29 protein-coding genes are annotated in these 25,877 nt (G+C 71.7%); 20 read left to right on the top strand and 9 right to left on the bottom strand.

Going from position 1 to position 25,877, the window contains the following annotated elements:
- Positions 1–97: 97 nt before the first annotated feature.
- Positions 98–1,507: a phosphoinositide-specific phospholipase C-related protein gene (locus ABT137_RS40755; RefSeq protein WP_502984655.1), complete on the top strand. Its 1,410-nt coding sequence runs from the start codon at positions 98–100 to the stop codon at positions 1,505–1,507.
- 67 nt (positions 1,508–1,574) lie between these two features.
- Here the strand turns inward: ABT137_RS40755 and ABT137_RS40750 are convergent, their stop codons facing one another.
- Entirely contained in the window at positions 1,575–2,321 is a 747-nt protein-coding gene (locus ABT137_RS40750) for an AraC family transcriptional regulator (protein WP_351716960.1), read from the bottom strand.
- 54 nt (positions 2,322–2,375) lie between these two features.
- Here ABT137_RS40750 and ABT137_RS40745 point away from each other — a divergent pair, with 54 nt between their 5' ends.
- The gene (locus ABT137_RS40745; protein WP_351716958.1) at positions 2,376–3,590 is read left to right on the top strand and encodes an MFS transporter; all 1,215 of its coding nucleotides are present in this window, start codon (positions 2,376–2,378) and stop codon (positions 3,588–3,590) included.
- Positions 3,591–3,605: 15 nt separating this feature from the next.
- On the opposite strand, the gene ABT137_RS40740 is transcribed toward ABT137_RS40745, so the two are convergent.
- Positions 3,606–3,794 carry a hypothetical protein gene (locus ABT137_RS40740; protein ID WP_351716956.1) on the bottom strand — a complete coding sequence of 63 codons (189 nt, stop codon included), beginning with the start codon at positions 3,792–3,794 and terminating at the stop codon, positions 3,606–3,608.
- On the opposite strand from ABT137_RS40740, the gene ABT137_RS40735 reads away from it, so the two are divergent.
- The 4 genes from ABT137_RS40735 to ABT137_RS40720 all read left to right on the top strand — a co-directional run bounded on the left by ABT137_RS40735 (position 3,777) and on the right by ABT137_RS40720 (position 6,204).
- Positions 3,777–4,223: a Tn3 family transposase gene (locus ABT137_RS40735; RefSeq protein ID WP_351716954.1), complete on the top strand. Its 447-nt coding sequence runs from the start codon at positions 3,777–3,779 to the stop codon at positions 4,221–4,223. The genes ABT137_RS40740 and ABT137_RS40735 overlap by 18 nt on opposite strands.
- A 243-nt stretch (positions 4,224–4,466) precedes the next feature.
- Complete coding sequence (locus tag ABT137_RS40730; protein WP_351716952.1) at positions 4,467–5,234, top strand: dienelactone hydrolase family protein; 768 nt, start codon at positions 4,467–4,469, stop codon at positions 5,232–5,234.
- Positions 5,235–5,439: 205 nt separating this feature from the next.
- On the top strand, positions 5,440–5,619 hold the full coding sequence (locus tag ABT137_RS40725) for a hypothetical protein (RefSeq protein WP_351716951.1): 180 nt from the start codon (positions 5,440–5,442) through the stop codon (positions 5,617–5,619).
- Between the two features lie 6 nt (positions 5,620–5,625).
- Positions 5,626–6,204, top strand: a complete 579-nt coding sequence (locus tag ABT137_RS40720; RefSeq protein WP_351716949.1) for a site-specific integrase — start codon at positions 5,626–5,628, stop codon at positions 6,202–6,204.
- Between the two features lie 39 nt (positions 6,205–6,243).
- Here ABT137_RS40720 and ABT137_RS40715 read toward each other — a convergent pair whose 3' ends face one another.
- Complete coding sequence (locus ABT137_RS40715) at positions 6,244–7,557, bottom strand: amidohydrolase family protein (protein WP_351716947.1); 1,314 nt, start codon at positions 7,555–7,557, stop codon at positions 6,244–6,246.
- Between the two features lie 177 nt (positions 7,558–7,734).
- Here ABT137_RS40715 and ABT137_RS40710 point away from each other — a divergent pair, with 177 nt between their 5' ends.
- The 6 genes from ABT137_RS40710 (at position 7,735) to ABT137_RS40685 (ending at position 13,224) form a co-directional block, all read left to right on the top strand.
- Positions 7,735–8,499, top strand: coding sequence for an IclR family transcriptional regulator (locus tag ABT137_RS40710; protein ID WP_351716946.1), 765 nt, complete (start codon positions 7,735–7,737; stop codon positions 8,497–8,499).
- A complete protein-coding gene (locus tag ABT137_RS40705) occupies positions 8,496–9,452 on the top strand; it encodes an ornithine cyclodeaminase family protein (protein WP_351716945.1) in 957 nt (318 codons plus the stop codon). The genes ABT137_RS40710 and ABT137_RS40705 overlap by 4 nt, the downstream gene beginning before the upstream one ends.
- Before the next feature lie 158 nt (positions 9,453–9,610).
- Positions 9,611–10,015, top strand: coding sequence for a MarR family winged helix-turn-helix transcriptional regulator (locus ABT137_RS40700; RefSeq protein ID WP_351717067.1), 405 nt, complete (start codon positions 9,611–9,613; stop codon positions 10,013–10,015).
- 128 nt (positions 10,016–10,143) lie between these two features.
- Positions 10,144–11,865 (top strand): MFS transporter, encoded by a 1,722-nt coding sequence (locus tag ABT137_RS40695; protein WP_351716943.1) that lies wholly within the window; start codon positions 10,144–10,146, stop codon positions 11,863–11,865.
- Positions 11,866–11,941: 76 nt separating this feature from the next.
- On the top strand, positions 11,942–12,478 hold the full coding sequence (locus ABT137_RS40690) for a hypothetical protein (RefSeq protein WP_351716941.1): 537 nt from the start codon (positions 11,942–11,944) through the stop codon (positions 12,476–12,478).
- Positions 12,479–12,828: 350 nt separating this feature from the next.
- On the top strand, positions 12,829–13,224 hold the full coding sequence (locus ABT137_RS40685) for a hypothetical protein (RefSeq protein WP_351716939.1): 396 nt from the start codon (positions 12,829–12,831) through the stop codon (positions 13,222–13,224).
- Between the two features lie 128 nt (positions 13,225–13,352).
- Here the strand turns inward: ABT137_RS40685 and ABT137_RS40680 are convergent, their stop codons facing one another.
- On the bottom strand, positions 13,353–14,021 hold the full coding sequence (locus ABT137_RS40680; RefSeq protein WP_351716937.1) for a hemerythrin domain-containing protein: 669 nt from the start codon (positions 14,019–14,021) through the stop codon (positions 13,353–13,355).
- On the bottom strand, positions 13,984–14,652 hold the full coding sequence (locus ABT137_RS40675; protein ID WP_351716935.1) for a Type 1 glutamine amidotransferase-like domain-containing protein: 669 nt from the start codon (positions 14,650–14,652) through the stop codon (positions 13,984–13,986). The genes ABT137_RS40680 and ABT137_RS40675 overlap by 38 nt, the downstream gene beginning before the upstream one ends.
- 520 nt (positions 14,653–15,172) lie before the next feature.
- Here ABT137_RS40675 and ABT137_RS40670 point away from each other — a divergent pair.
- The gene (locus ABT137_RS40670) at positions 15,173–15,838 is read left to right on the top strand and encodes a DUF1963 domain-containing protein (protein ID WP_351716933.1); all 666 of its coding nucleotides are present in this window, start codon (positions 15,173–15,175) and stop codon (positions 15,836–15,838) included.
- A gap of 109 nt (positions 15,839–15,947) precedes the next feature.
- Here ABT137_RS40670 and ABT137_RS40665 read toward each other — a convergent pair whose 3' ends face one another.
- The 4 genes from ABT137_RS40665 to ABT137_RS40650 form a co-directional block, all read right to left on the bottom strand.
- A complete protein-coding gene (locus ABT137_RS40665) occupies positions 15,948–16,115 on the bottom strand; it encodes a hypothetical protein (RefSeq protein WP_351716931.1) in 168 nt (55 codons plus the stop codon).
- Positions 16,116–16,545: 430 nt separating this feature from the next.
- Positions 16,546–17,781: an MFS transporter gene (locus ABT137_RS40660; RefSeq protein WP_351716929.1), complete on the bottom strand. Its 1,236-nt coding sequence runs from the start codon at positions 17,779–17,781 to the stop codon at positions 16,546–16,548.
- Positions 17,782–17,992: 211 nt separating this feature from the next.
- The gene (locus tag ABT137_RS40655; protein ID WP_351717065.1) at positions 17,993–18,430 is read right to left on the bottom strand and encodes a Fur family transcriptional regulator; all 438 of its coding nucleotides are present in this window, start codon (positions 18,428–18,430) and stop codon (positions 17,993–17,995) included.
- 79 nt (positions 18,431–18,509) lie between these two features.
- Positions 18,510–18,716, bottom strand: a complete 207-nt coding sequence (locus ABT137_RS40650; RefSeq protein WP_351716927.1) for a DUF2180 family protein — start codon at positions 18,714–18,716, stop codon at positions 18,510–18,512.
- A 181-nt stretch (positions 18,717–18,897) separates the two neighbouring features.
- Between ABT137_RS40650 and ABT137_RS40645 the strand changes: the two genes are divergently transcribed.
- The 7 genes from ABT137_RS40645 (at position 18,898) to ABT137_RS40615 (ending at position 25,779) form a co-directional block, all read left to right on the top strand.
- On the top strand, positions 18,898–19,617 hold the full coding sequence (locus ABT137_RS40645) for a GntR family transcriptional regulator (RefSeq protein ID WP_351716925.1): 720 nt from the start codon (positions 18,898–18,900) through the stop codon (positions 19,615–19,617).
- The gene (locus ABT137_RS40640) at positions 19,614–20,606 is read left to right on the top strand and encodes an ADP-ribosylglycohydrolase family protein (RefSeq protein WP_351716923.1); all 993 of its coding nucleotides are present in this window, start codon (positions 19,614–19,616) and stop codon (positions 20,604–20,606) included. The genes ABT137_RS40645 and ABT137_RS40640 overlap by 4 nt, the downstream gene beginning before the upstream one ends.
- Before the next feature lie 79 nt (positions 20,607–20,685).
- Positions 20,686–22,164 carry a purine-cytosine permease family protein gene (locus ABT137_RS40635; RefSeq protein ID WP_351716921.1) on the top strand — a complete coding sequence of 493 codons (1,479 nt, stop codon included), beginning with the start codon at positions 20,686–20,688 and terminating at the stop codon, positions 22,162–22,164.
- A complete protein-coding gene (locus ABT137_RS40630; protein ID WP_351716919.1) occupies positions 22,161–23,114 on the top strand; it encodes a PfkB family carbohydrate kinase in 954 nt (317 codons plus the stop codon). The genes ABT137_RS40635 and ABT137_RS40630 overlap by 4 nt, the downstream gene beginning before the upstream one ends.
- A gap of 149 nt (positions 23,115–23,263) precedes the next feature.
- On the top strand, positions 23,264–24,184 hold the full coding sequence (locus ABT137_RS40625) for an NADP-dependent oxidoreductase (protein ID WP_351716917.1): 921 nt from the start codon (positions 23,264–23,266) through the stop codon (positions 24,182–24,184).
- A 69-nt stretch (positions 24,185–24,253) separates the two neighbouring features.
- Complete coding sequence (locus ABT137_RS40620) at positions 24,254–25,111, top strand: DMT family transporter (protein WP_351716915.1); 858 nt, start codon at positions 24,254–24,256, stop codon at positions 25,109–25,111.
- 230 nt (positions 25,112–25,341) lie between these two features.
- Entirely contained in the window at positions 25,342–25,779 is a 438-nt protein-coding gene (locus tag ABT137_RS40615) for a universal stress protein (RefSeq protein ID WP_351716914.1), read from the top strand.
- Positions 25,780–25,877: the final 98 nt, after the last annotated feature.

Below are 25,877 nucleotides of genomic sequence, written 5' to 3'. Positions count from 1 at the left end.
GGAGCACCGCCAAATGATGACGGAGCGTCAAATTCCTTTGGTTGATGCGGAATTCAGGCGAGAGCACTGGCGCGGCACACCTACCAGCGGGTAAGTCATGGCACTGCCACCATCGGCAACTCGTGTCACGGCGAAGGGATATCCCGTGCGTCTGCGCCCCCTGCGCGTCCTCTGCTGTTCCGCTGTCCTCGCCCTGTCGGCGCCCGTGTTCCTCCCGGGCACCGCGTCGGCCGCGGTCCCCGCCTCCTCGGTCTACCTCCAGAACTACGTCACCGGCCTCAACGCCGCCGACAGCGGCGGCACCGTCGCCGCGCACAACCCCAAGGGCAACGAAGACCACCAGCAGTGGACCGCCGTCGCGGTCAGCGGTGGCTACCAGCTCCAGAACGCCGACGAATCCGGCACCTGCCTGGGACGCAGCGGCACCGCCGCGGTCACCGCCGCCTGCGGTGCGGACGGCACCACCTGGACGATCACCGCCGGCGCCGACAGCACCTACTCCGTCGCCGTCCCCGGCACCTCGCAGTACCTCACCGGGTCTTCCTCCGACTCCGCCGCCGTGCAGGTCGGGTCCTCGGGCGACCTCGCCCGCTGGTACCTCACCCCGGTCTCCTACGCCACCACGGCGATGCCCTCCGCGGACACCCGCACCCTCGACCAGGTGACGTTCCTGACCGCCCACAACGCCTTCGCCAACGGCTCGGACGGCAACTTCGCGTCCTTCCCGGTCAACCTGTTCCCCAACCAGAACTACGGCATCAGCCGGCAACTGTCCGACGGCGTGCGGGGGTTCATGCTCGACGACTACACGGTCTCCGGGCAGGCCGTGCTGTGCCACAACAGCTGCGACGGCGTGAGCAACCCGGTCCCGCTCGCCACCGACCTCCAGCGCATCGTGGACTTCCTCAAGGCCAACCCCGGCCAGTTCGCCACCGTGTTCCTGGAGGACTACGCCTCCTCCGACGTGCTGAAGTCCTCCCTCGGCTCCGTCAACGGCCTGTACGACGTGCTGTACCGGCCCGACCAGGACGGCGTCGCCACCAAGGGCTGGCCCACCATGGCCGACCTCGCGGCCCGCGGCAAGCAGTTGCTGGTCTTCAGCGACCGGACCCGGGCGAGCGACACCGCCAACGGGTATGCCACCCGCGACACGTTCGGTGTGATGTACCAGCGCGAGTGGACCGTGGAGAACTACTGGTCCATGGGTGCCGGCCTGGGTGGCTCCGACTGGTCCTGCTACAGCCGGTGGGGCACGGACAGACCGCTGACCACGGACTCGTCCGCGTTCCACCCGCTGTTCGTGATGAACCACTTCCGGGACTATCCCATCGCCGGCACCGCCGCCACCGACAACGGCAAGATCCTCAACCGGGCGCAGAACTTCTGCACTCCCGCCGCCCGGAAGAAGCCCAACTACGTGGCCGTGGACCGCTACGACACCGGGTCGCCCACCCCGCTGACCACGGTGGGCACCCTGAACACGTACATCCTCACGCCGGGCCAGTGAGCGGCGGCCGGCCGGGACGGCGGGTGGGCCGTCGTCCCGGCCGGCCGAGGCCCGGGGCACGTCCGGTTCAGGGGCCGTCGCGGTGGGAGCCCGGGGTGTGGCCGAAGGCGCGGCGGAAGGCGTCGATGAAGGCGCTGGCCGACGACCAGCCGCACGCGTGGGCGACCGCCGTCACCGGCATCCGGTCGGCGAGCAGGACCAGGGCCTGCTGAAGGCGCAGCTGGGTGCGCCACTGCGGGAAGGTCATGCCGAGGTCGGCGCGGAAGAGCCGGGAGAGGGTGCGGTCGCCGGCGCCGACCTCGCGGCCGAGTTCCCTGAGGGTGCGGCCGTCGGCGGGGTCGGCCTGCAGGATCGCGCACACCTCGCGGAGCTGGGGTGCGGTGGGGGCGGGCAGGTGCAGCGGCTGTTGCGGTGAGGCACCTAGCTGGTCGAGCAGGACGGCGCGGAGGCGGGCCCGCTGGGGGCTGTCGTCGTCCTCGCCGCGGGTGTAGGCGATGATCAGCTCGCGGAGCAGCGGGCCGACGGCCAGCACGGTCGGGGTGCCGAGCGCGAGGGGGTTCTCGGTGGCGGGCAGTCCGACGAAGTGGAGTTCGAGTTCGCCGTAGGCCCGGTGCGCGTGGACGGTGCCGGCCGGCACCCAGATGGCGCGGGTGCCGGGGGCGACCCAGGAGCCCGCGTCGGTCGTCACGGCCAGCACACCGCGGCCCGCGTAGACGATCTGGTGGTCGTCGTGCCGGTGGGCGTCGATCTCGTGGCCGGCGGCGAGCCGGCGGGTCTCGGTCGGGGCAACGGCCTCGTGGCGGATTTCCATCATTACTTGGCAGATTACCGGAAGTGCGACAGGTGGCCGGGGCCTGAGCATGGCGGGGTGCGAAGGAATTCATCAATCACTCTGCTCTCCGTCGGCCATGGCTGTGTCGACATCTACCAGGGCGCCGTCGCGGCGCTGCTGCCGTTCTTCGTGGCCGAGCGCGGCTATTCGTATGCGGTCGCCTCCGGGGTCGTACTGGCCGCGTCCGTGCTCTCGTCGGTGGCGCAGCCGCTGTTCGGGGTGCTCACCGACCGCCGGCCGCTGCCCTGGCTGCTGCCGGCGAGCACCCTGCTCGGGGGTGCGGGGGTGGCGCTCAGCGGGCTGGGCGACTCCTATGCGATGACCCTCGTGTTCATGGCGCTGTCCGGGATCGGCGTGGCCGCCTACCACCCCGAGTCCGCCCGGGTCGCGCGGCTCGCCAGCCGGGGCAGCCACGGTGCGATGGGGGTGTTCGCCACCGGCGGCAACATCGGGTTCGCGCTGGCCCCGCTGATGGTGGGTGCCGTGGTGGCGGGCGGCGGGCTGCGCTGGACGCCGCTGCTGGTGATACCGGCGCTGGCCGGTACCGCGCTGTGCCTGCCGGTGCTGCGCGGACTGCGCGAGGGCAGGGCTCCCGGCGCCGCCACGCCGGTGCCGGCCGGGAGCGACGACGTGGCGTCCTTCGTACGGCTGTCGCTGGCCGTGGTGTTCCGGTCGGTCGCGTTCGTCGGCCTGAGCACCTTCATCTCGCTGTACGCCCGGCAGCGCACGGGGGGCGGGGCCGCCGCCGGTTCCGCGGCGCTGACGATGCTCTACCTCGGCGGCGCGGTCGGTTCCGTGCTGGGCGGCTCCCTGGCGGGCCGCTGGGACCGGGTGACCGTCTGCCGCTGGTCGTACGTCCTCTCGGTGGTGGCTGTCGCGGGCGTGGTGTGGGTGCCGGGTCCGGCGCTCTACCTGTTCGTGGCACTGACGTCGGTCGCCCTGTACGTGCCGTTCTCGCTCCAGGTCACCCTCGGCCAGGACTACCTGCCCTCGCGGATCGGCACGGCCAGCGGGGTCACCCTCGGTCTGACGGTGAGCGTCGGCGGCCTGGCCGGCCCGCTCCTCGGCAGCCTCGCCGACGCCACCTCCCTGCAGACGGCACTGGCACCGCTGGTCCTGATGCCGGTGCTCAGCCGGCTGTTGTTCGGCACCCTGCGCGAGCCCGGCGCGGCGCGGCGGCCCAAGGCCGTGCCGGGGACGGCGGCGGCGGACGGTGCGGCCGCCGCCGGCCGGCCGACGGCGGGTGGCTGACGCTCGTGTCGCCCGTCAGGCGGTCCAGACCCGGTCGGCGTAGTCGAGGAAGTTGCGGCCGAGGATCTTCTCGATGCGCTCGGAGCGGTAGCCGCGCTTCTCCAGGAGGCGGATCAGGTCGCGGAACTGGTCGACGCCGCGCAGGTAGACGACGAAGGGGTAGGTGTCTTCCGCGAGGTCGGCCGCGTGATCCGCACCGTCCAACTCCTGCGCTACCTCTCGGACGCGCCGCTTCGCCGACGGGTGACCGCGGCGACCAACAAGGTCGAGTCGTTCAACCGGTTCTCCCAGTGGATCGGCTTCGGCAACCGCGGTGCCATTGCCGACAACAACCTCATCGAGCAGGAAAAGGCGATGAAGTTCAACGCCCTGCTCACGAACGCGGTGATCTTCCACAATGCCCTGGACATCACGGAGATCGTCCCCCGGCTGCTGGAAGAGGGATGGGAGATCGACCCGGAAGGCCTGGCGCACATCTCGCCGTACCTGACCGAACACATCAACCGGCTCGGCGAGTACAGCACCCACGGACTCGGCATCCAGCCCGAGGCGTACGACCCGAAACCCGACGTCGACTTCACCCCGCTGCGCGAGCAGGACCTGACCGCCGCCGGTCTCGGCCAGGCTGCCTGAGCCGTGAGGGAACCAGCTGGTGACGCCCTTCACGGGAGCGGGCCGGTATACCCCAGAATCCTGCTGCGAGGGTCAGCCTCCAACACCGTGGCCCGGGCAGGTGATCCGATAGCGCTGCCGTGGGGGCGGGGTTTGTGACGGTTCTTGTGGGCCCTCGCCGTATTCCAGAGGGATACCCGCGCTGTTCCGCCAGCGGCAGAACACCGGCCGGACCGGGCTCGACGATCACTACAGTCCGGTCTCATGGCGACGATTACGACGCGTACGGTCGAGTATCCGGCCGACGGTTTGACGATGATCGGGCACCTCGCGCTCCCGGCCGGTGTCGACCGCCGGCCCGCGGTGCTGCTCGGACCAGAGGGCATGGGGCTCAGCGACGTCGAGCGCCGCCGGGCCGATGCTCTCGCCGAGCTGGGATATGTAGCGCTGGCCTTCGACCTTCACGGCGGGCGCTATTTGGGCGACCCCGAGGAGATGCTGGCCCGTTGCCTGCCGCTGCTCGCTGATCCCGACCGGATGCGGGGCATCGGCCATGCGGCGCTCGATGTGTTGCGCACCGAACCGCGGACCGACCCCGACCGGATCGCCGCCGTCGGCTACGGCACCGGGGGCGCCGTCGGGCTGGAACTCGGGCGCGACGGCGTCAGCCTGCGCGCGATCGGGACAGTCAACGCACTGACCACGGGCCGACCGGGCGAGGCGGCGCGCATTCGCTGCCCGGTGTGGGCCGGGGTCGGGTCGGAAGACCCGATCATGCCGCCCGCGCAACGGAACGCGTTCACCGCCGAGATGCAGGCCGCGGGCGTCGACTGGCGCCTCGCGGTCTACGGCGGCGCCTTGCACGCCTTCCACCACCCGCCGGTCGACCACCCCGTGGTCCCCGGCGTCGGCTACCACCCACAGCACGCGCAGCGAGCCTGGCGCGACGTCGTCGACCTGCTCGCCGAGTGCCTGCCCGTGACGGAGTATCTGGGGCATGACCCAGGTAAGCATGCTGGCCCCGGGCACTGACAGTCCACTCCCCTCAAGTCCGCACAGCAGAAACGCATTCGGGCGGTTGCTCGATCGCGGAGACGTATTCACAACTACCGCAGTAAATACCGGATTTACTGCGGCAGAGCCCCTACGGTGATCACCGCGACCTGCGGCGGACCAATCCGGCCGACGGGGCGAGGTGTACGCATTTACTGCGGCAGTACCGGAAGGTCGGGACGGCGTGACGATCGAACCGGTGACCGAACTCGGGAACGGGGGCGCACTTCGGTTGCCACGCGCTCGGGTCGTACCTCTGTCCGCCCCGCCGTCGTCGTACACCGCGGCGGTCGAGCGGTACCTCACCGGCGCGGGCATCGCGGAGTCCTCCGCGCGGATCTACCGTATCTCCCTCACAACGTGAGGATGGATGCTCGCCGACGAACCGCCGCCGACCGGACCCGCCCGCCGAGGCGCGAAACCGCCCGTCTTCCCCGTCGCCGCGATCGACGACCCGGCGCTGCCGGAGGTCTTGGCCGAGCTGGCGGCGGCGCGGGCGGACGAGATGGACGCCGACACCGTCAACCAGGAGCTGTCCATCGCGCGCAAGGCGATCGGCTGGTGGCAGCGCCAAGGCTGGATCGAGTGCGATCCGACGATCGGCATCGAGCGGCGGCCGGCGCCGCCGGACCGCACCAAGCCTCTCGCGGAGAACCAGATCGCCGCCTTGTGGCGCCTCGACGTCGCGCTGCGGGTGAAGACGCAGTGGAAGATGCTCTACGAGTCCGCCGCACGGGCCGACGAGGTGCTGTGCCTCAACGTGGAAGACCTCTACCCGCAGGACAAGCACGGCAGGATCACCGCCAAGGGCGGGTCGACCGAGTGGATCCACTGGCAGTCCGGCACCGCCCAGCTCCTGCCCCGCCTCATCGCCCCGCCGTACCCGCGGCCCGCTGTTCCTCACCGACCGCAGGGCCCCGGCCGGAACACCCACTGCCCAGGGCGTTGACGATCACGGGGCGGCCGCCGGCGGCGGTGTCGGTGTCGGTCACTGGGCGTCCTTCTCGAACTCGGCGCGGTCGAAACGGTGTCCGCGTCTGACGGTGTACGTGATGGTGCGCAGGTTGCCGATGTCGTGGAGGGGGTTCTCGTCCAGGACGGCGAAGTTGGCGAGCTTGCCGGGTTCGACGGTGCCCATGTCGGCCTCGGTGCCGGCGGCGCGGGCGCCGACGAGGGTGGCCGAGCGCAGGACGTCGGCGGCGGGGATGCCGCAGCGGTCGACGAGGAAGGCGAGTTCGCCGTACAGGGCGGGGAAAGGGTCGCCGGGGTCGGTCTCGTGGTCGGTGCCGGTGCAGACGTCGACTCCGGCGCGGTACGCCTGGGCGGTGACGGCGGCGGCCAGCTCGGCGTTGCGGGCGGCCCGTTCGGTGGACTCGGCGGTGTCGCCCCGGAGTTCGTCGCTGGTCCACATGGACGCGGTGGCGTCCAGGACCGTGCCGCGGCGGCGCATCTCGGCGAAGAGGGCGGCCAGTTTCGGGTCGTCGCCCGCGGTGAAGCGGTCGTGGTCGACCGGCGGTTTGGTCTTGTAGCTGCTCAGCGGCTCGGTGGGGTCTTCGAAGGCGAGCAGGGTGACGTGGGAGACGCTGTCGACGCCCGCGGCGACGACGTCGCCGGGCGCGGCCGGGAAGACGGTGGCGTGTGCCCAGACGGCGATGCCCTGGCGGTGTGCCTCGGCGGTGACGGCGGCGACGGTCGCGGCGTCCAGGTCGGCGTAGACCTTGATCGCGGCGGCGTGGGTGCCCCGGGCGAGGGCGACGGCGATCGGCAGGTCGGTGTCGGGGGTGACGGCCTGCATCCAGGGGACGGCGCCGGGGACGGCGCCGCGGGAGACCTCGTGGGTGCGGGGGTCGTCGAAGAAGGAGGGCCCGGCCATGAGGGAGGCGTAGCGGATGTCGGGGCCGGGGATCTCACCGACCAGGGTGGCCCGGGCGAGGTCGCCGACGTGGCGCAGGTCGTCGGCCATGTCGCGGACGGCGGTGACCCCGCTGTGCACCAGGCGGCGGAGCACCGCTTCGGCGACGGGCCGGTCGGGCGGGGTGGCCAGGTGCTGGTGGGTGTCGATGAGGCCGGGGAGGACGAACCGTCCGTCGAGGTCGACCCGGGGGGCGTCGGCGGCGTGCGGGGGCAGCGGGTCGGCGTCGCCGGTGACGGTGTGCAGGCGGGCGCCGTCGGTGACGATCGTGGTGTTCGGCCGGAGCGGGCCGCCGGTGCCGTCGAAGAGGGTGGCGCCGCGGTAGACCGTGACGGTTCCGGCGGGCGGAGCGGCCCAGGGGGTCGGGGCGCCCGGGGGCAGGTCGGTCATGGTCACCCTTCGGTCCACTGAAGCTTTGTTACGCAGTACGTAACAGCTGTATCGTGTGGTGAAAATCCAGGTAACTGTACTCTGCAGCCGGTGGACCGCCGCAAGGGCCCGTACCGGACAGGACGCGCCGGGCCGCGGTCGTCGCGGCACCGGGGACGAGAGGGAAGAGCCGACGTCATGCCCGACGCACCCGTCGCCCCGGGGCCGCCCCGGTCGGCCGTGGACAAGGCCCTCGACCTGGTCGAGGCCGTCTCGCGCGCGCCGCACCCCGTGCGGCTGACCGACCTCGCGGCCGAGGTCGGGCTGCACCGCGCCACCGCGTACCGGATCCTGCTGGACCTGGTCCGGCGGGGCTGGGTGCTGCGGGCCGGTGACCGCTATCTACCGGGCGCCGCCGTGCTGCGGATGTCCGCGTCGGCCGCGGGCAACTCGCTGACCGCGCTGGCCCGTCCGGTGCTGGAGCGGTTGTCCGCGACGACCTCGATGATGGTCAACCTCCAGGTGCTGGAGGAAGGCGGCGGCCGGGTGATCGACGTGGTCAGACCCGAACGGCTCGCCATGATCAGCCATTTGCGGAGCGAGCTGCTTCCCGTACGACGGTTCGCCGGGCCGCTGGCCCTGGTCGCCGCGCTCGAACCGGAGGCACGGAAGCGGTGGTTGGGCAGGCAGCCCGGGGACGACGCCGACCTCACGCGGGAGCTGGCCGAGGTGGTGCGGACCGGTGTCGCCGTGGAGCACGGTCGTAACGACAAACTGGTGGCCTCCGTCAGCCGGGCGGTGGTGCCCGCCCCGGGGGCGCCGGTGTGCGCGCTGACGGTCGTGGGGCCGGAGGCCGAGTTCGACGGCCCGAAACTGGCCGCCGTGGAGCGGGAGTTGCGCGCGGCTGCCGATGAACTGGTGGCTGCGCTGACCACGGACGGAGCGGAGGCGGGCCGGTGGTGAGTGGTGTGCTGGTGCTGGACCGCCGGCAGACGGCCGCCTCGCTGGAGCCGACCGCCGTGCTCGACGCGGTGGGCCGGGCACTCGTCGCGGTCGCCCGTGGCGAGGTCTCCGTTCCGCCGCGGATCGCCGCCCTGACGCCGGCCGGCCTGCTCGGCGCGATGCCCGGGTACGTCACCGGGCTGGGCCTGGCTGCGAAGCTGGTGACCGTGACCGCCGATCCGGAGCACCCAGGACGGAGTTTCCATCGCGGGCTCGTGGTCCTGTTCGACGAGCACGACGGGCGGGCTCTCGCGCTGGTGGACGCCGAGGCGCTGACCGAAGTCCGGACGGCGGCGTCCGCCACGCACAGTGCGCTGGCCCTGGCCGCCCGGCCCGGTCTCGGACGCGTGACGGTGGTGGGGACGGGAGCGCAGGCACGGGCCCAGTTGGCGCTGCTCTCCGCCGTCCGGCCTCAGGCGGAGGTCACCGTGGCCGGCCGTGACCCGGTGCGGGCGGGTGAGGCGGCCGCCCTGTTCCCGGGCGCACAGGTAGCCACGGGCATCGAGGACGCGGTGCGCACGGCCGACGTGGTGTTCTGCTGCACCGGCGCCACCGCTCCCGTCGTGCGCAGGGAGTGGCTCTCCCCCGGCGTCCATGTCTCCTCGGTCGGCGGCTCGCAGGGGCCCGAACTGGATCCCGGCACGATCCGGGACGCGGCCCTGTTCGCCGAGTGGACCGGCGCGGCCGCGTCGCCGCCGCCGGCGGGCGCCCACGAACTCCAGGACCTGCCCCCGGGACGGCCCGTCACCCTCCTCGGCTCCGTCCTCGCCGGCGACCATCCGGGGCGGGGCGGTGACACCGGGGCCCTCACGGTCTTCAAGTCCACCGGGCACGCGGCCCTGGACGTCGCGGCGGTCCGGGTGGCCTACGACGTGGCACGGGCACGGGGGTTGGGAGTACGCGTCGACCTGTGACGGTCACCGGACCGTCCTGCCGAGAGAAGCCCTCCCACCCCTTTGTTTCACAGTACATCTAGATGCATAATGCGGTTATGGATGACCGGGTCGAAGAACGGGCCGCAGACGGCCGACCGGCCGGCGAGGCCGGCCTCGCCGGGGCACCGGAGCAACTGATGGTCGCCGTCGAGCAGTTGGTACGGCATGTACGGCACAGCGCCACGACCGGCGGCCTGAGCACCGCCGCCTCCGCAACGCTGGCCCGGCTGGGCCGAGAAGGGCCGCTACGGCTGACCGAACTGGCCCGTGCCGAAGGCGTCTCACAGCCGGGGATGACCCAGCTCGTCGGGCGTCTGGAGCGCGCGGGGCTGGTGGCACGGAACGCCGATGGCACCGACGGCCGAGGGGTTCTCGTGGAGATCACCGCGACCGGCCTCGACGTCTCCCGGCAGCGCCGCGCCGAACGCACCCGTGCCCTTCAGGAACTGGTCGAGGAACTGACCGAGGCCGAACAACGGGCCGTACGGATCGCCCTGCCCGCCCTGGCCCGCGCGATCGAGGAACGCAGGGTACGCGACTGAGGCGCCTGCGGACCTGCGCGCCTGCAGGAGCGACGCCCTCCCCCGTCCGTCCCGTCCAGCCATCTGTCCCGTATCCGACCCATCCAGCCATCCGTCCCGTCCGTCCGCATCCGGAGAGAGGACCGTTGATGAGTGCACCGCACCAGAGGGCCGCGAGCCCCTTCAGGCAGCCGAAGGCCGTGTGGGCCGTGGCGTTCGCCTGTGTGATCTCGTTCATGGGCATCGGCCTGGTGGACCCGATCCTGCCCGCGCTGGCCGAGAGCCTGCACGCCTCGCCCAGCCAGGTCTCGCTCCTGTTCAGCAGCTACCTGATCGTGACCGCGGTCGCCATGCTGATCGTCGGCTGGGTGTCCAGCCGGATCGGCGCCAAACGCACCCTCGTCACCGGTCTCGCGATCATCGTCGTGTTCGCCGCACTCGCCGGCACCTCCGGCTCGATCAACGGCATCGTCGGTTTCCGGGCCGGGTGGGGGCTGGGCAACGCCCTGTTCATCGCCACCTCGCTGGCCGTCATCGTCGCCTCGGCGAGCGGCGGCTTCGCCGGCGCGATCATCCTCTACGAGACCGCCCTCGGCCTCGGCATAGCCGTCGGCCCGCTGCTGGGCGGCGAGTTGGGCGGCATCAGCTGGCGGGGTCCCTTCTTCGGTGTCGCCGTCCTGATGGCGATCGCGCTCCTCGCGACGCTGGCCTTCGTGCCCGCGCTGCCCAGGCCGGAGCGCCGTACCTCGCCGCTGGCGCCGATCACGGCGTTGCGCCACCGTGGCCTGCTGACCATGGGAATCATGGCCCTGCTGTACAACTGGGGCTTCTTCACGATGCTCGGCTACGCGCCGTATCCGATGGAGCTGAGCGCTCATCAGCTGGGGCTCGTCTTCACCGGCTGGGGTCTGCTGGTGGCCGCGTTCAGCGTCTTCTTCGCGCCGCGTCTGCAGGCCCGCTTCGGCACCGCGCCCGTGCTGTACGCCAACCTCGTCGGCCTCGGCGCGGTGATGGCCGTCATCGCCGCGGGTGTCGACTCGCCGAGGGTCGTGATCGTCGCCGTCATCGTGAGCGGCATCTTCATCGGCGTCAACAACACGCTCACCACACAGGCGGTGATGGTCGTCTCGCCGGTCGAGCGTCCCGTGGCCTCCTCCTCCTACGGCTTCCTGCGGTTCATCGGCGGCGGCCTGGCCCCGTACGTCGCCGGGAAGCTGGCCGACGCGACCGACCTGAGCGTGCCGTTCTACCTGGGCGCCGGCACCTTCCTGCTCGCGATCCCGGTGCTGGCCAGCGGGCATGGGCTGCTGCGGGACGCGGAGGCCCGCCTGGCCGGCGGCGAGCCGGCCGTCCCCGCTCTCACGCCCGTCGGGCGGCCGGCCGCGGCCGGCCCGGGTCCGGTCGTCGTGGCCGTAGGTGCCCACGAGCGGGCCGCGGCCATCGTGGACGCCGCCGCCCGGCTCGCGCGGGACACCGGCAGCCCGCTGGAGGTGGTGCACGTCCAGCGGACCGCCGTCGTGGAGGAGGTGGCGGCGGACACCGAGACCCCCGACGAGGCCCGGGCCGCGGTCGTCGCCCATCTCGACCGGCTCGCCGCCCAGGGGTTCGCCGCCACCGGCCAGATCCTGGACAGCGTCGGCGACCACGCCGCCGCCGGCCGGGTCCTCGCCCGGCACGCCGCCGACGTCCACGCCCGTGCCGTCGCCGTCGGCCGCTCACCGCGCGGGCCCCTCGCCCAGTTCGCCGACGGCAGCCTCACCACCGCGCTCGCCCACGCCGCGACCTGCACCGTCGTCCTGGTCGACCCGGCCGACGCACCACTCCCGCTGACCGCGTCGACACTCGTCGAGCTCCGCGAACGGCCGGCCTGATCCCCGGGGGCGGCCCGAGTCGGTCGCCGGAAATTCGCTCGGCGCCCGTCGTACAGCGGCGCCAGCCTCGCTGGTCATGGGAGCACGAGCGCAGTACGTGGTGGTCGAGAACGGCGCCGGGCAGCGGTACTACTCGCACTGGGCCGGCAACCAGGTGGTTCACGATCTGCTGCCCGGCCCGGTCGCGGCGACACGCTGCTTCCGCGCCAACCGGGAGATCGACGAATGGCTCGACGACGTGTGGTGCGAGGGTGCGGCACTCGTCGACCACGACCGCCGGACCCCGCACTGGTTCGCCTTCGCGGACGGCTGGGCCGACGACCTCGCCGCCCGCTCCGTACTGGCCCGGACATGGCCCGGCTGGGACGTTCGCTTCGCGCACGACGGCATGGGGGACCTGACCCACCACCTGGGCCTCGGCAGGGACCTGACCCGTACGCCGGGCTGGTTCGAGACCTTCGAGCCTTCGGGGTTCGCGCCCAGCGAGTACACCGAGCCCTGCTCCGTCGCCTCCCCTCACGGCCGCGCTGCGGAGACTCGGCGACGGCCTCACCGCTCCGTTGCCCGACATGAGCGCGCCCCTGGCCCGCGCCACGGGAGCCTCAGGCCCTGAGGGCACCACCCCCGTGGTGAACCCCGCTGCGCTGGTGCCGCACGAACCGGCCGATCCCACCCCGGCCGAACTGGCGGCGCTGCGCGGGGCGATCGATGCGCTGGTCGCAGGGGCGGAGGCCGGCTGACCACCTGATGGGCTCCCGTGGGCCGGACGGACAGCACCGCTGCCGGCGGCCTCGTTGATTCGCACGGAGTACATGATCGGAGATCGGCTGCTCTCACATGCGGGGAACACCCGTGCAGACGATCGCGTACGCGGCATCGTTCGATCCTGGCGGTCAAGGGCGAGCTAGGGTGATCGCCATGCGATGGGGGGATCGTCCCGTTCGGATCAGGTGCACGGCGGCTGTGTATGTGATCGGATTCCTGGAAGGGACGGGAATGCACGGGTACTTGCTGGTGACGGAAGGGCTTGACGCCTACAGCTACGCACCGAAGCTCGTCCAACTGCTCTTCCACGTCCTCCTGGTATTGGATCCACTGGTCGCGCTGCTGATCCTCTGTGCTCGTCCTGGCGGGCCTTCACTGGCCGCGGTGGTCATGCTCGCGGACATGGCCGGCAACTGGACCGTCGCAGGGAGCGCGGTCATGGCGCATCCCACCGCGTTTCTCCATCCGACAGGGTTGCTGCCGATCACGCTCTTCGGCATCTTCGTGCTGCTCACAGCACTTCCGCTCCGCCGGGCTCTACTGTCAGGTGGCGGCGCCAACGCCTGCGTTTCGTCTCCGGCCGAAGCAGGATGACACTCGGCGCGGAGACGGAAAGCCAGTACACAGGCCGGCCTGCGGATGGGACGGCTCAGCTCGCCTGCGCCCACCTCGCGCATGTCCGCCCGGTCATACTCCAGCGTGGTCGGAGAAGGCGCTCCATGTCACGTTCCGAACCCGAACACCATGTCGGGCCAGTCCGCGTCAGGTTTCCCGTCGTCGAGCGCCTCACTGATTGTCCGCTCTTCGTAGCTGAAGTGGGATTCCATGATCGCCGCCAGTCCGTCGAGCTCACGCCCGATCGCCTCCAGGGCTGAACCACGCGGTTCAACAGCCCTGTCCGCGAGTTCGCCCACCCGGGACAGGATCGAGGCGATCAGTCCATGGTCCTCGACAAGATTCGCGATCGTCGCAGCAAGCTCCGGGCGTTCCCGGAGCAATTGAGCGAACATCCCGTTGTCCTCGCCCTGATGGTGCGAGGTCAACGCGGTACAGAAAGCCAGGCAATGGGTGAGCAGGACGTCGTCGTCCAACCGGCGGTGTCCCAGACTGGTCCTGATCTCGCGGATCTGGCGACGCAGTTCTTGATGCGCTCGCGCAAGCTGCCGGCTCAAGGCGACTGCGCGGTCGCCGGCACGGGAAGCCACGGGTGGCGGCCCCTTCGTTTCCGCACCTCCATGCCTGACGCAGACCGTCACCGGCACGCGATGCTGCCGCCATCCGATCACGCGACGCCGTGGAACGGCAAGCACGGTTGCCCGGCCGTCCCGAGCACCGCCGATCAGGAATGCGTACTCACGGATGGAACCGCCACCGGCCTTCAGAAATGACATCCAGCTTGCCGTCCCTGACGCGAACGGCCGTCTCGTCGTCGATGAAGTAGATCGGGAAGTCCGCCCGCGCAGCGATGCGATCGGCCCAGGCGTCGTCCCGCTCGGGGAAATCCGGCGAGTACAGGTGGGGCTTGAGGTACCAGTCGAAGAGGCCGAACGGCGGCTCCACGGTCGTCGCGCCGAGTACGTGCAGGTCCGTGGCGTCCCCGATGACGTCGGCGGAGTGTGCGGTGAGATGGCGGCTGAAGATCATTGATCCGGCGCTGAGCCCTACATAGACCCGGTTCTCCAGCGCCTCCAGGAAGCCGTCGGCCAGGCCGTTGCCGGTGATGCTGCGCGCGAGGTGGTAGTGGTTGCCGCCCCCGACATAGATGACGTCGGCGTTGAGCAGCCGGTCGAGCACCATCTGCCGGGGCAGGCCGTTGAGTTCCAGGAGGTCGAACTCGCGCCAGCCGAGGCCGTGCAGCCGGTTCATGTCCGCGACGAGCCAACCGTGGTCCCCGGGCTCGGCGACGGATGCCGTGGGAACGTACACGACGTTCGCCGATCCGAACGGCTTTCCCAGCATGTCCCGCAGCGCATCCCGCAGCGTCTCGTTGCGCAGGCCACTCGCCGTCAGCAGAAAGTTCACCAGGCGAGCCAAGCACGACTGACGGACGCGCGCAACGAACCCACGATCAACCTCAAGTCATCGCACCGAGGCAGACAATGGAGGAAGGTTCAGCGACCCCGTGCTGCTGATCTCGCGTCCCGCCGGTGTTTCATGACCTGAACTCGTCGTAGCCCGCGGCCCGCCACCGAACGAGCGTCGCGCGACGGTGACGATGGTCAGGCGATGGCGGGCGGGCCGCCGCGCGGCGGGAGTGTCACACCCGGCCATTACGCTGCCGTTCGCCGCGGCATCAGCCGATGGCGTGTCGGTCTGTCAGGAGTCTGGGATGACTCGTACCACCCCGCCACGTCCCCTCGACGTGGAGATGTTGTTTCCCGAGGTCGCTGCCTATCGCAAGGACACCGTCCGGCTGCATCCGCGGGCGGGAGATCCCGGTCCCCGGGAAAGCTCGCTCGGCGGTCCTCTCCTGTGGCCGCAGTCCCAGGACTGGCCGCACTGCGACGACGATCACGGTCGGTTCAGTCCTGGAGCGGCTGCGATGCCCCTGGTGCCCGTGCTCCAACTGTTCGCCACCGACGTTCCCGAACTGCCCTTCCCGGCCGGCACGGACGTCCTGCAGGTTCTGTGGTGCCCCTTCGAGCACGACTACATACCCCAGCCGAAGCTGTACTGGCGCGACAGTTCCACGTGCGGTGGGGAACTCACCGAGTATCCCAGGCCGGACGGCGCCGAGGAGGACTACCTGCCCGACCCGTGCGTCCTGCATCCGGAACGGGTCGTCGACTATCCGAGCTGGGATCTGCCCGACGAGATCGCCGAAGCACTCAGGGAGCGGTTCGACCGGGTGGAGAAGGAGACCGGCTGGTCGTACTGGCAGCACCTGTCGGTGGCCGACGGCGTCAAGGTCGGCGGATACCCGACGTGGACACAGGAGCCGGACTGGCCCGACTGCGCGGCGTGCGGTCAGCGCATGGACCACCTGCTCACGGTCAACAGCGCGGAATTCGACGGGGCGTCATGGCGAGCCTGGCTGCCCGTGGAGGACACACCCGATACCGGCACCATCTGGGACCTCCCCTACGACGACCGCCGATTGATCCAGAGCCCGCCGGGCCTGATGTTCGGCGACATGGGCGGCATCTACCTCTTCACCTGCCCACGCTGCCCCGACCGGCCCTACTCGCACTCGTTCGACTGCTCGTAAAGCGCGAGCCGGATGGGATGCGCTGCAAGCGGAGCCCTGGTGGTCCTGGCTCCTTGAGGCTTGAGGTTTCCTGAGCGGGGCATCGGGGTTCGGGCTGCCCTCTCCGGGGTCAGAGCCAGTGCGCTGCCTGCAGCACGGCCATGGCGGTGGCGGTGATGGAGTCCTTGGTGGCGTCGACGGTGAAGTCCTCGACTGCGGCTTGATCAAGGATTCGGTCGAGTTCGCCTGAGCGGTTCAGGTGCCGGCGCAGTCCGTCGTGGCGGTGTGTCGCGGGCAACTACCTGGACGCCGGCGCGATCCGGCTTGTCCTCGCTGGGGTGGCCGAAAGCCGAACCGAACGCCACCGCTACGAGGAGGCGATCAGGTCCCCCATGGCCCCGGCCACCGAGGTTTTCCCGACACCGACCGTGCCGGTGACCAGCAGAGCACGGGGAACCGGGCGAGCGTCAGGCCGCATGCCGGAGATCCTCACGCTCGGCCGGAGCCTCGTCGAGTGTGAGCGGCCGAATCGGGATGCGCTGTTCTGCATGGATCAAGCGAGCGAAGAACCGGGACGAGATCCTGCGTGCCGTCGGCCGCATCCAGGCCTCACTGGTTGCCGCCTGACCCGGCGCCGTGACCGCGTGCGCGACGTTCCGGGCCATCGCCGTCATGGCGTGTTGCAGGCGGGTGCGGGCAGTGATGCCGGACCGCCTGCAACGACAAGGTCAGCCCCGGTTCGGCTCGGTGACGCCCTCGGCCGGTGCGGCGGGCCGGTCCGGCGTCGCGGCTTCCTGGCCGGTGACCACCTTCGAGGGGCGGTTGCCGCGGTCCAGGAGGCCGCCGGTGACGGCCAGTCCCAGGCCGGCCGCCGCGAGGACCGCGCCGACCAGGTTGGGCGCGGCCCAGCCCCAGCCCGCCGAGATGACCAGACCGCCGAGCCAGGCGCCGGCCGCGTTGGCCATGTTGAAGGCGGAGTGGTTGGAGGCCGCCGCCATCGTCGGGGCGTCCTTCGCGTTGATCATCAGCAGCATCTGGACGGGCGTGGTGATGAGCGCGCCCATCGCGCCGATGAAGGTGACCGTCACCAGGGCCGGCACCGTGCTGTGGACGGTGAAGTAGAACGTCACCAGCGCGGCACCGAGCAGGGTGATCCCGGCGTACAGCGTGGGGCGCAGGGCGCGGTCGGTGAGGGGGCCGGCGAGCAGGGTGCCGAGGGTCATGCCGACGCCATAGAGGGCGAGGACCCAGGTGGTCGAGGCGTCGGAGAGGCCCGTCACGTGCGTCAGCATGGGGACGAGATAGCTGTAGACGGCGAAGAAGCCGCCGAACCCGACGACGGCGGTGGCCAGGCCGATGAAGACCTGCCGGTTGCCCATCGCGCGCAGTTCCTGCCGGATGCCGGCCTGCGCGCCGCGCGGCTGGTGGGGTACGAGGAGGGCGAGGGCGAGGAGTGCCACGAGGCCTATGACGGCGACCGCGCAGTAGGCGTACCGCCAGCCCAGGTGCTGGCCGAGGGCGGTGCCGGCGGGGACGCCGACGATGTTGGCGATGGTGAGGCCGAGGAAGACCCGGGAGACGGCGCGTGCCGCGCGGTCGGAGGCCACCAGTCGGGAGGCGACGACGGCGCCCACGCCGAAGAGGGCGCCGTGCGGCAGTCCGGCCAGGAAGCGGGCGGCGAACAGCAGGCCGAAGTTCGGGGCGAGCGCGGACGCCGTGTTGCCCACGACGAAGAGCCCGGTCAGCAGGAGCAGCAGCCGCTTGTGGGGCACGCGGGCGCCGATGCCGGTCAGCAGGGGGGCGCCGACGACGACGCCGAGGGCGTAGGCGGAGACGAGGTTGCCGGCGTGCGGCACCGACACCCCGACGCCGTCCGCGATCTGGGGCAGCAGGCCCATGGTGGCGAACTCGGTGGTGCCGATGCCGAACGTGACGACGGCAAGGGCCAGCAGAGCCAGAGGCATGATGAGCGGGGGAACCTTTCGGGGACGGCGGGTTCGGGAGGGGTGGCCGGACGGAAGCGAATGGTTTCTTCGCCCTCCGTGGCCGACCGCACCGAGCACCCTTGCCCAGTCCACCCCAAGAACGTTGCAGCGGGATGCGGTGAGCGCGCATTCCTGAATCGGCTCACAGGGTGGGGTGACCTGCGTCACGTGCGGGTGGTGTCGGCAGGGCTCACTGCTGTGCGGTGGCCTGTCGGCACTCCGCGCACAGTCCCCACCAGGTGATCTCGGCCTCGTCGACGGCGAATCCCTTGTCCTCGTCGGGGGTGAGGCACGGTGCCACGCCGACGCTGCAGTCGACGTCCTCGATCCGGCCGCACCGCCGACAGACGAGATGGTGGTGGTTGTCGCCGACGCGCAGCTCGTACCGGGTGGGTGAGCCGGCGGGTTCGATGCAACGGACCAGCTGGGCCTTGGTCAGGTCTTCCAGCACGTTGTACAGGCCCTGCCGGGAGAGTCCGCCGGCGTCGGCCCGGTCCGTGCCGATGCGTGTCTCGAGGTCGGCCGCCGTGGAGTGCGGATGGCCCTGCAGAGCGGTCAGCACGGCCCTGCGCTGGGCCGTGCTGCGCAGGCCCTTGCGCCTGAGCAGGTCGCCCGCGAACTGCTCCATGGTCATGTCGCTCTCCTACGGCATACCGGCCGTTCCGCCCGGTGAGGGCACGATACAGCCAGAGTTGACTCGGTCAGCTCTACGCCGCCTCCGCCGTACGGCAGGTGCCGCAGACCAGGCGCCGGGACGGGAGGGCGCTCGTCATGGGGATCACCCCGACGGGACGCTGCACGGTGGTCTGCAGGACCCGTGCGTGGTCGGCGCAGGTGAAGAGGCCGCAGCGCGTGCAGGCGCCGATCCCGTTGCTCTCGTGACGCCCCGACTGGGCGCAGTCGTAACAGTGCATGTCGCTTCCCGATGAGTCGGCCCACTCGCCTTGCGCGGTGGGGTGCGTGATGGCCGTGCGCCGACGGACTCTCGCCACCTCGGCACACATCGAACATAACCCTCTAGTTTTGACAGAGTCAAGTTTAGAAGGCAGGTCGGGATCTCTGGACCGCCGGGACTTGTTCATTTACTGTCTAGACATGCCTGGACAGGTTCACAAGCATCATCGCATCGCCCGTGTTCTCGCCGACGAGATCCGAGCGGGGGTCCATGCCGACGGCAGCAGGCTCCCCGGGGAGCACGCGCTCAGGGAGCGGTTCGGCGTCAGCCGCACCACCCTTCGGCAGGCCCTGCAGGTTCTCGGCGAGGAGGGCCTCATCGCCACCCACGCGGGCATCGGCTCCTTCGTCACCTTCGACGGGGCGCCGCTCGACAACCGCCTGGGCTGGACCCGGGCGCTGGCCGCGCAGGGCACCGAGCTGACGACGGAGATCCTCCGCTTCGAGGAGATCGCCGATCCGGAGCTGGCGGCCCGGCTCGCGCTCGCGTCCGACGCGTTCATCGCGCTGGACCGGGTCCGGCGGCTGCCCGACGGGCAGGGCGTGTCGCTGGAGCGCAGCAGGGTGCCGGTCACCGGTGACCTGGCCGGGCTGCCGGAGCGCGGTCTTGAAGGGGGTTCGCTCAGCCGGGCGCTGATCGCGGCGGGCCGGGTCAGCGACTCCGGTGAGGGTGTCGTCTCGGTGCGCGGTCTTGCGGAGGCCGAGGCCGCCGTACTGCACCGCTCCCCCGGCGAGTCCTTCCTCCGCCTCGACCAGGTGTACCGGGCCGCCGACGGCTCGGTGGTCGAGCAGGTCGGCAGTCTGCTCGACCCCGCCCGCTTCGAACTGCACGTCCGCTCGGGCAACGGAGGCCGCTCGTGACCGACCGACTCGACCGCGCCCTGGGCGCGTTCTACGGACTCGCGCTCGGTGACGCCCTCGGGATGCCCACGCAGGTGATGTCCAGGCAGGACGTCGTACGGGTGTACGGCACCGTGACCGGCTTCGAGGCCGCCCGTCCCGACAACCCGGTCAGCGCGGGCATGCCCGCCGGGTCCGTCACCGACGACACCGACCAGGCCGTCATCGTCGGCCGGCTCCTCGTCGAGGGGCGCGGCCGGATCGATCCGCTGCGGCTGGCCCAGGAACTGCTCGACTGGGAGAAGGAGATGAAGGCCAAGGGGTCCTTCGACCTCCTCGGCCCGTCCACCAAGGCCGCGCTGGACGCCGTGGCCCGCGGTGTCCCGCCGCGGGAGGCGGGGCGCAACGGTACGACGAACGGCGCCGCGATGCGCGTCACCCCGGTGGGGATCGCCTTCGCCGCCGATCCACTCGAACCGTTCGTCGACCGTGTCGTGGAGTCGTGCCAGGTCACCCATGACACGACCCTCGGCATCGCCAGCGCGGCAGCGGTGGCCGCGGCCGTCAGCACGGGAGTCGGCGGCGGCTCGCTCGACGAGGCCGTCGCCGCCGCCGTGGCCGCCGCCCGGGCCGGTGCGCGGCGCGGGCACTGGATCGCCGGGGCGGACATCGCCGCCCGGATCGAGTGGGCGTGGGAGCTGGTGCGGGGCCGCACGGAGGCCGAGGCCCTGGACCGGGTCGTGGCGCTCGTCGGCACGAGCGTGGCGAGCCAGGAGTCGGTGCCCGCCGCGTTCGCGGTGCTCGCCCTGGCGGACGGCGACCCGTGGCGGACCGCGCTGCTCGCCGCCAACCTCGGTGGGGACAGCGACACCATCGGGGCGATCGCCGGCGCCGTCGCCGGCTCGGTCGCCGGGTTCTCCGCGCTGCCCGCCGAGGCCGTCCGCACCCTGCGCACCGTCAACTCCCTCGAACTGGAGCCTCTGACGGCCGCCCTGCTCACCTACCGCTGAACCACCCCGTCACCCCCGTCGGCCGACCGACGCCCTGCCCCGTCACCCGCCCTTCCGCACCCTGCAAGGAGGTTCCGTCATGGCCGTTTCGAAGACGAACGATCGCGTCGGTACCGTCGAGACCCGTGGGATCGAACCGGTCCCCGACAGTGAACGGCGCGGTCATGCCGGCCAGATGTTCTGGACCTGGTTCGCCGCCAACATCAGCATCCTCGGGCTGCCGCTCGGTGCCACCCTGGTGGCGTTCCGCGGCCTGGACATCTGGCAGGCGGTCCTCGTGGCCGTCGTCGGTTCCTTCGGCTCCTTCGCCCTCGTCGGCGCCCTGAGCCTCGCGGGCAAGAAGGGCGGCGCCCCGGCGCTCACCCTGTCCCGTGCGGTCTTCGGGCAGCGCGGCAACGCGGGGCCGACCCTGATCACCTGGCTGAGCCGGGTCGGCTGGGAGACCATCTCCACGACCACCGCGGCCTACGCGCTGCTGGCGCTCCTCGACACGGCGTTCGGGGTCCGGCAGAACACCGTGCTCACCCTGGTCTGCCTGCTGGTCTTCATCGCCTGCACGCTGCTCATCAGCGGCCTGGGCCACGCCACCATCATGTGGATCAACAAGTGGGCCACGGTCGTCTTCGGCGTCCTGAACCTCGTGGTGATGGGCTTCCTGATCTCGACCGTCGACTGGTCCAAGGTGCTCGACACCCCGGCGGGGCCGACCAGCGCGGTGGTCGCCGGGGTGGGCTTCATCGCCTCCGGCACGGGCATCGGCTGGGCCAACGCCGGTGCGGACTACGCCCGTTACCTGCCGCGCGCGATCCCGGGCCGGCGGCTCGTGGTGGCCTCGGCGTTCGGCGCGGGCATCCCGCTGGTGCTGCTGATCTCGCTCGGCTCGCTGCTCTCGGCGGGCGACCGGACGCTGGCCACCGCCTCCGACCCGGTCGCCGCGATCAACGCGATGCTGCCCTCCTGGATGGCGATCCCGTACCTCGTCGCGGCCTTCGGCGGGCTGCTGATGTCGAACCACCTCTCCACGTACTCCGCGGGGCTCACGATGATCACCCTCGGTCTGCGGGTGAAGCGCGCGTACGCCGTCGCGGTCGACGTCGTGCTGATGTTCGCGGGCGGCGTCTACTTCATGCTGGTCGCCGACGACTTCTACGGGCCGTTCTCGACCTTCCTGACGCTGCTGGCCGTACCCATCTCGGCCTGGATCGGAGTGATCGCGGTGGACTCGCTGCGCGGCCGCACCTACGACCCGCGGGCCCTGATGGACACCACCCGGTCCAGCGCCTACTGGTACTCGGGCGGCTTCCGGCTGCCCGCGGTCCTCGGCTGGGCGCTCGCCATCGTCGCCGGCCTGCTCTTCACCAAGGCCTCGACCAGCGCGGACGACGTCTGGTTCGCAGGACCGCTCAGCGACACCTGGTTCGGCGTCAACGGCCTCGGCTGGGCGGTCTCGATGGCCGTCGCCGCGGCGGTGTACGCACTGTTCGGCCGGCGTGCCACGCCCGCCCGGGGTGACAGCGGTGAACCGGCCGCCGCCCGCCTCCAGGGAGCCGACCGATGAACCGGCGGCTGGTGCTCGCCGGGAACGTGATCGCCGACGTGGTGATCGAGATTCCCGCGCTGCCCGAACGCGGCGGCGACGTCGTCGGCACCCGCACCGGTACGACCGCCGGCGGTGGTTTCAACACGCTGGTGGCGGCCCGCCGGCTGGGCACGGAGGCCGTCTACGCCGGTCTGCACGGCACCGGGCCGCACGGCGATCTGGTCCGCGCGGCGCTGGCCGCCGAGGACATCGGGACGCTGCTGCCCACCCGTGCGGACCTCGACACCGGCTTCACGGTGGCCCTGGTGGACTCCGGCGGCGAACGCACCTTCGTGACCAGCTTCGGAGCCGAGGCCACGCTGGCACCGGCCGACGTGGCCGCGGTCCGGGCCCGGCTGCGTCCCGGTGACCTCGTCCAGCTCTCCGGCTACGGGCTGGCCCTGCCGGGCAACGGCCCGCTGCTGTCCGGCCTCACCGCCACGCTGCCTGCCGACAGCATCCTCTGCCTCGATCCGGGACCGCTGGTCGCCGACATCACCGAGAGCGTCCTCGCCCCCGTTCTGACCCGCACCGACTGGCTCAGCGCCAATGCCCGCGAGGCCCGGATCATGACCGGGCACGAGGATCCGCGTGCCGCGGCGGCGGCGCTCGGGCAGCGGCTGGCCCCCGGGGCCGGGGTGCTCGTCCGGGCCGACAAGGACGGCTGCTGGCTGGTCGCCCCCGGTGAACCGCTCGTGCACGTACCGGGTTTCCCGGTCACCGCCGTGGACAGCAACGGCGCGGGCGACGCGCACGTCGGGGCGTTTCTCGCCCTGCTCGGCCAGGGGTTCGACCCGCTGACGGCCGCGCGCGGCGCCAACGCGGCGGCGGCCCTCTCGGTGACCCGTCGCGGCCCGGCCACGGCGCCCGACCGGACGGAACTGGCCGCGTTCCTGGCCGGCGACCCGCTCGCCGAACAACTCTCCTGAAATCACCGGGCCTTGATGGGCCTCAATTCAGGCCGCGGGAAGAGAGTTGCGCCGCCGGGTCGTTGAACGCGGAGCCGTGGTCGGTGTGTGGCCGGCCGGCGGCTGGTCGGCCAGGGCTTCTCTCAGCGAGGAAGAGCGGTGATCATGCGATGAAGGCGGTGCGGTTCCACGCGTACGGCGGGATCGATGTGCTGCGGGTGGAGGAGGTCGAGCGGCCGGTGCCGGGCCCCGGTCAGGTGCTGGTCGAGGTCCGCGCGGCCGGGATCCAGCCCGGTGAGGTGATGATCCGCGAGGGTGCCCGGCACGGACGCTGGCCCGCGACGTTCCCCTCCGGGCAGGGCAGCGACCTGGCCGGCGTCGTGGTGGCGGCCGGCCCCGAGGTGCGCGGCTTCGCGGTGGGCGACGAGGTCCTCGGCTTCACCCACAACCGGGCGAGCCACGCGCAGTACGTCGTGGCCGAGGACGTCAACCTGGTGTCCCGTCCGGAGGGCCTGTCCTGGGAGGTGGCCGGATCGCTGTACGTGGCCGGCACCACCGCCTACGCGACCGTGTTCGCGGTGGACCCCCGGCCGGAGGAGACCCTCGTGGTGTCCGGGGCGGCCGGCGGCGTGGGGTCACTCGCCGTACAGCTCGCGCGGCGGCGCGGCGCCACCGTCCTCGGGCTGGCGAGCGAGGCGAACCACGCCTGGCTGACGGCCCACGGCGTCGTCCCGGTCGTCTACGGGGAGGGGGTGGCCGACCGGATCCGGAAGGCCGCCGGGGGCAAGGACGTCGACGCGTTCATCGACACGTTCGGCGACGGCTACGTGGACATGGCCGTCGACCTGGGCGTGCGGCCCGAACGGATCGACACCATCCGCGACTGGCCGGCCGCGGCCCGGGTCGGTGCCCGGACCTACGGGGAGGGGTCGGCCGCGTCCGCGGTCGTGGTCGGTGAACTCGCGCGGCTCGCCGCCCGGGGCGAGCTGGACGTCGCGATCGCCCGCGTCTACCCGCTGGAACAGGTGCGGGAGGCGTTCCGTGACCTGGAACGGGGGCACGCCCAGGGCAAGATCGTGCTCCGGCCGTAGTGCCCGCTCCGCACCGGCGGCGGACGCTCCGGGGCTGAGCGGGCGGGGCGCAGAGGGCATGCTGGAACCATGATGGTGCTCGCCGTGCTCTTCGCCGTCCTGGGTGCCGTCAGCAACGCCGCGGGCACGGCCTTCCAGCGCAAGGCCGCGTCCACCGCGCCCGGCCGCAGCGGACTGCGCCTGCTGCTGGTGCTCATGCGGCGGCCGGCCTGGGCCATCGGCATTGCCGGCGTGGCGGGGGCCGCGGTCTTCCAGGCGCTCGCCCTGGTCAACGGGCCCATGGCGCTGGTCCAGCCGCTGTTCATGCTGGAGCTGCCGTTCGCGCTGCTGATCGCCGTGCCGCTGATGCATCGCAGGCCGAGCCCGGAGGGATGGCGGACGATCGCCGTGGTGGTGGCCGGCCTGGCCCTGCTGCTCGCCGCGGCGGCCCCGTCCGGCGGCCGTCAGCAGGCGTCCATGCAGCGCTGGGTCCCGGTCCTCGCCCTCACCCTGGGCGCCATCGCCGTCACCGTGCTGCTCGTGCGGTCCTCGTCGTCGCCGCTGTTCCGCGCGGCGGGCCTGGCCACGGGAGCCGCGATCGGCAACGCGCTGACCGCCGCGCTCATGAAGTCGGCCACCGGCCGTCTCGCCGACGACGGCCTGGCCGCGTTCCTCACCGCCTGGCAGACCTACGGCTTCGCGCTCACCGGGATCGCGGCGCTGCTGCTCCTGGAGAACGCGCTGCAGGCCGGTCCGCTCGTCGCCTCCCAGCCCGCGCTGACGATCGGCGACGCGGCGGTGAGTCTGCTGCTGGGCGTCGCCCTGTTCGACGAGTCGGTCCGCACCGGGTGGTGGCTGCTGCCCGAGGTGGCCGGGGCCGGTTTGATCCTGTGGGGCGTGACCCGGCTGACCCGCGTCGTGCCTCACCTCGTCGACGTCATGCGGTGAGGGGCCGCGGGTTCGTCCGCACGGTCGGCCGCGCGTTCGATACCGTCCGGGTCACGGCAGTTCAGTGGCTGTTACACGGGCCGCTGTCCGTCGCGCCGGAGACCGGTGCGATGATCATAGGGTGGGGCTGGAAGAACTCGTTCGGCGCCGGACGCGCCGACCCGTCACGCCGTGATCCGGCGTCCCTGACCACCGAGTACACCTTCCAGGCCCCCGGAAGGGGAAACAGAGTGTCCGTGTTCCAGCGCATCCTGGTCGCCGTCGATCCCAGCCCCGCCCGCCGCTCCGCCGTGCGGCTGGCCGGCGAGCTGGCCAAGCTGACGAACGCCGAGGTCCGCGTCGTACACGTCATCGCCTCCGCCGCGTCCGTCGCCGCGATCGTGCCCCTGGAGGAGGACGCCGAGGCCCAGGCGGTCCTCGACGAGGCGCTGACGGCCCTGCGCGAGCAGGGCGTCAAGGCCGAGGGAACCCTCGTCAGGGGGCTGACCACCCAGGTCGCGACCACCATCGCCGATACCGCCGAGGAGTTCGCCGCCGATCTCATCGTCCTGAGCCCCCACCACCGGAGCTCCGTCGAGGCGCTGTTCGACCCGCGGGTCAGCGACGCCGTCGCGCACCGCACCAACACGGCGATCCTGCTCGCCCCGGAAGGCCACGACGAGGCCTGACCGGCCACCGGCCCACACCGGCCATCGCCCCGGGGCCCGCCGCCTCCTCGACAAGGCCCTCGCCGCCGGCGCCGACATCAGCCTCGACACCTACCCCT

Source organism: Streptomyces sp. NPDC001980 (assembly GCF_040296885.1).
Lineage (GTDB): Bacteria > Actinomycetota > Actinomycetes > Streptomycetales > Streptomycetaceae > Streptomyces.
Note: the sequence above shows the minus strand (reverse complement) of the source record. Positions and strands in the feature narration are given on the sequence as shown.